We start from the raw sequence: 4,649 nt of genomic DNA, 5'->3' as shown, positions 1-4,649 counted from the left end.
ATTATTATATCATATTTTTAAATAAAGTAAAGAAATAATTTAACTGTATACAATATAACTAATCTGTTCTATTAAAATATGAATTGTACTTGACACAATAATTCTTTTATTATAAAATATGTTAGAAATAAAATTTCAAAAAACAAATGTATTTAGGAGGGAAAAATGTTTAGTTATTTACAAAAAATAGGTAAAGCACTAATGGTTCCTGTTGCAGTTTTACCAGCTGCTGCAATTCTATTAGGATTAGGTTATTTTATTGACCCAACTGGTTGGGGAGGAAATAGTGCACTAGCTGCATTTTTAATTAAATCAGGGGCTGCGATAATAGATCAAATGCCTATATTATTTGCTGTTGGTGTTGCCTTTGGAATGTCTAAAGATAAAAATGGTGCTGCTGCTTTAACAGGTTTAGTAGGTTTCTTAGTTCTTACTACATTATTATCACCTGGTGCTGTTGGACAGATTATGAAAATAGACAATGTACCTGTTGGATTTAGTAAAATAAATAACCAATTTATAGGTATCTTAGTTGGAGTTATCTCTTCAGCTTTATACAACAGATTTAGTGATGTTGAGTTACCAAAAGCTCTATCATTCTTTAGTGGAAAGAGATTAGTTCCAATCATTACATCATTTGTTATGATTATAGTTGCTTTCCTTTTAATGTATGTATGGCCAACAATTTATGATGGACTTGTTACTTTCGGAGAAGCAATCAGTGGAATGGGAGCAGTTGGAGCTGGAATCTATGGATTCTTAAACAGACTTTTAATTCCTGTTGGATTACACCATGCTTTAAACTCAGTATTCTGGTTTGACGTTGCTGGAATCAATGATATCCCTAAATTCTTAGGTGGAGCTCAATCAATCGCAAATGGAACTGGAATACCAGGAGTTACTGGAATGTATCAAGCTGGATTCTTCCCAATTATGATGTTTGGTCTTTTAGGAGCAGCAGTTGCTTTCGTAAAAACAGCTAAACCAGAAAATAAAGATAAAATTAAATCTATCATGATTGCTGCTGGATTTGCAACTTTCTTAACAGGAGTTACTGAGCCACTAGAGTTTGCATTCATGTTCGTTGCACCAGGGCTATATTTAGTTCACTGTATATTAACTGGAATCTCTTTATTTATAGCTGCTACTATGCACTGGATTGCTGGATTTGGATTCTCTGCTGGATTAATAGATATGTTATTATCTTCTAGAAACCCTCTAGCTACTGGATGGTATATGTTAATTATACAAGGTATTGTGTTCTTCTTCCTATATTACTTTGTATTTTACTTTATCATTACAAGATTCAATATCAAAACTCCTGGAAGAGAAGATGCTGATCTTTCTGAAGAGGAGAATGCTCCATCAAAAGCTTCTACAAATGATGAATTAGCTGAAAGAATGTTACCACTTTTAGGTGGAACTGATAACTTAGTAACTATAGATAACTGTATTACTAGATTAAGACTTGATGTTAAAGATAGTTCATTAGTTAATGATGCAGAGATTAAGAAATTAGGAGTTGCTGGAGTATTAAAACCAAGTAAAACTTCTGTTCAAATTATAGTAGGAACTCAAGTTGAGTTTGTAGCTAACGCTTTAAAAAGAATGACAGGAAAATAATTACAAACGAGAAGGTTGTCTTATAGACAGCCTTTTTTATTTTACCTTAAAATTTGAATTTTGATAAATTCAGTGATACACTGTATTAAAGAAGAAATAATTTAGGAGGGGGCTTTTATGAGAGTACTTCATACTTCTGATTGGCATTTAGGCAAAAAGCTTGAAGGACAATCAAGAATATTAGAACAAAAACTATTTATTAATGCTCTAGAAGCAGTTATAAAAGAGGAAAATATTGATTTAATTCTTTTAGCTGGAGATATATACGATACTTATAATCCATCAGCTGAAGCTGAAAAATTATTTTTTGACAGTATAAAACAGTTATCTTTAAATGGTGAAGTAGGAATTATTATAATTCCTGGAAATCATGATAATCCTCAAAGATTAACTGCTGTATCTCATTTAGCTAAAGACTATGGAGTTATAATCTATGATCGTGCATTTCAAGAGATTAATACAGGAAAATATGGTACTTTAAATATCTACAACTCTGTTCCAGGTGGAATTTTTATAGAAAAAAATAATAAAAAAATATATATATATAATCTTCCCTTTCCAAGTGAAGCTACTTTAAATGAAACTTTCGATGATATCAAGTTCAATACTAGAATCAAAGATATTTTAGAAGAAGGAGTTCGTTATAATCATGAAAATATACCTAGTGTAATTATGACTCATATTTATGTAGCCGGATCTATGGGAGAGGGTGAAGTTGCTTTAGAGCTTGGAGGCTCGCGTGCAATTGCTACTAGTGATTTACCTGATGTTGATTATATAGCTTTAGGGCATGTTCATAAACCAATGTATTTTGCAAACAAAAAAGCTTATTACTGTGGTTCTCCCATCGAATATAGAGTAACTGAAAATAGATTTGATAAAAAGGTTTTTGTAGTTGATATATTAAAGGATTCAACTACTGTAAAGGAGATACCTTTAGAAAATTATAAACCTATTAGAGAGTATAATGTAATAGGAGCAGATGGAGCTATTAATAAATCTCTAGAACTTATTGATAAAAACGAATGGATCTATTTAAATGTTGAATTAGAAGAACCTCTTACAAATTCTCAAATTAGAAAGATTAAATCCAATAAAAATATTTTAGAAATAGTTCCAATTATAAAAATAAAATCAAAAGAAATCGAAGTTACAAATTATAATGAACAAACTCTAGAAGAGGCTTTTATTGAATTTTACAAAGAGGAAACAATGGGATTACCTCCAAATGATAACATAACGAAACTTTTCTTAGAAATTTTAGAGGAGGGAGAAAGCAATGAGACCAATTAGATTAGAAATAACTGGATTACAAAGTTTTTCTAAAAAGCAAACAGTTGACTTTGATGCTCTAACAACTCTTGGACTTTTTGGTATTTTTGGTGAAACAGGAAGTGGAAAATCTACAATTTTAGATGCCATGATTTTTGCAATATTTGATGAAATACCAAGAACTATGGGTAGTAAAGGAAAAAATATAAGACCATGCTTAAATCAAGATAGTGATATTTTAGAAGTTTATTTTAAATTTGCACTTGGAAAAGATATTTTTGAAATAACTAGATGTTATAAAAAAAAGTTTTCTAGAAAGGGTGAAGAAAAGTTTGAACAAAGTAATCCAATTTTAATTTTAAATGGAGATGTTATAGCTGATACAGTTAAAAATGTAGAGAGTAAAATAAATGAGTTCTTCGGTATAAATGTAAATGATTTTACAAGATCAGTTGTTTTACCTCAAGGTAAATTTAGTGAGTTTTTAAAATTAAAAGGTGCTGACAAAATGACTATGTTAGAAAATATCTTTGATTTAGAACGATATGGAACTAAAATGTCAGAAAAAATAAAAGTTAGAAATAACAAATTAAAAGATGAGATTACCTCTTTAGAAAACCAAATTAAAGGAAAAGGAGATTGTTCTTTAGAAACTATAAACAGCCTTAAAACTACTTTGTCAACTAAAGAGGAAGAGTACAATAATCTTTTATCAAGCAAAAAAGAACTATCTTATGAGTACAACGAATTAAAAGAATTAAAAATTTTATTTGAAAAACTAGAATCATATATATACGAACTTCAAAGATTAGATTTAAACAAAGAAGATATTGATTTATGTAAGAATATTTTAACTAAACATGAAGTTGCACAATCCTTTAAAAGTGTTATTGATGAAATAACAAATTTTAAAGAAAGTATTTTAAATAACCAAACTAGCCTTTTAAAATCGAAGAATACTTTAGAAAATCTAAATCTTGCTCTTGAAAATCTTAAAGCACAAGAGAGAGAAAAACAGATTGAACTAGATAAACTGATGTTAGAATTAGATAATTTAAAAGTGGATTATACTGAACTTGATAACCTACGTAAAGGAGATCAGTATATTAGATCATTAAAGTTTAAGGAAAAGCTTTTAGAAGAAGCTTTAAATGATTCTACTTCAATAGCTTCCGATTTAAAATCTTTATATGAAAAATTGAAAATTGATAATGTATCACTAGAAAATGAAAATAACAATCTTCAAAACCTTGAGAAAATAGATAAAGACAAGCTAATCTCTCTTGAAAATGAAATAAAAAAGTTAAACACTGATATTAAATTATTAGAGGAAAAATTAAAAGAGAAAAATAAATTAGAAACTGAAGTAAAAAAAGAGAAGGCTTTGAAAGACTCGATAGAAATAGAGTTAGAAAGCTGTTTGAAAAAAATTGAGAATATTAATAAACAACATCTTGAAAGTAAAGCTTTCGAAATATCTAAAAATCTTATTCATGGAGAGTCTTGTCCTGTTTGTGGATCAAAGGACCACCCAAATCCAGCTAAAGAGATTCAAAGTATAGACACATCTGTTTTAGATGAATTATCTAAAACAAAAGAGCAGTTAGAACGAACTATAGTAGAAATAAATACAAAGCTTAATTATCATCTTGAAAAATTAAATGAATTAAATGAGTTAGATAATATAGATAACTTAAAAAGTAAACTTCAAACTGAAGAGAGTGCTATAGATGCTTTTAAATCATCTATAGCAC

3 protein-coding genes are annotated in these 4,649 nt (G+C 28.8%); all 3 read left to right on the top strand.

Annotated elements, in window-relative coordinates; all coding sequences use genetic code 11:
- The first annotated feature begins 165 nt into the window (after positions 1 to 165).
- Entirely contained in the window at positions 166 to 1,623 is a 1,458-nt protein-coding gene (gene nagE / locus Q0V08_RS10840; RefSeq protein ID WP_297434681.1) for an N-acetylglucosamine-specific PTS transporter subunit IIBC, read from the top strand.
- Positions 1,624 to 1,740: 117 nt separating this feature from the next.
- On the top strand, positions 1,741 to 2,916 hold the full coding sequence (locus Q0V08_RS10835) for an exonuclease SbcCD subunit D (RefSeq protein ID WP_297434679.1): 1,176 nt from the start codon (positions 1,741 to 1,743) through the stop codon (positions 2,914 to 2,916).
- Positions 2,903 to 4,649 (top strand): SMC family ATPase (locus Q0V08_RS10830; protein WP_297434677.1); only part of this gene is annotated, 1,747 nt, incomplete at its 3' end. The genes Q0V08_RS10835 and Q0V08_RS10830, both read left to right, overlap by 14 nt.

The sequence above is a fragment of the uncultured Cetobacterium sp. genome (genome assembly GCF_947038635.1).
Lineage (GTDB): Bacteria > Fusobacteriota > Fusobacteriia > Fusobacteriales > Fusobacteriaceae > Cetobacterium_A.
This window is presented reverse-complemented; position numbering and strand designations above follow the sequence as displayed.